This window comes from Mycobacterium sp. RTGN5, from assembly GCF_033804465.1.
GTDB lineage: Bacteria > Actinomycetota > Actinomycetes > Mycobacteriales > Mycobacteriaceae > Mycobacterium.
This window is the reverse complement of record NZ_JAPZLA010000021.1, coordinates 1-223: the sequence shown is the minus strand read 5'-3', so window position 1 is coordinate 223 and position 223 is coordinate 1. Positions and strand designations below refer to the sequence as shown.

The window sequence follows — 223 nt, the reverse complement described above, 5'->3', positions numbered from 1 at the left end:
CGCCGACATCGACGTCTTCTTCTGCGATCCGCATTCTCCGTGGCAACGCGGGAGCAACGAGAACACCAACGGCCTGGCACGGCAATACTTTCCGAAAGGCACTGACCTATCGGTGCACTCCGCGGCTTACCTCGCTGAAGTCGCCGACGAACTCAACGAACGACCACGCAAACGCTTCGATTGGGACAACCCCGCCGAAGTCCTCGACAGACTACTGTCACCC

At 59.6% G+C, this 223-nt stretch carries 1 protein-coding gene; it reads left to right on the top strand.

The annotated features are described in order from the left end of the window. The coding region (locus SLQ31_RS29435) for an IS30 family transposase (protein WP_319437729.1) at positions 1 to 223 on the top strand (223 nt) is incomplete at both ends.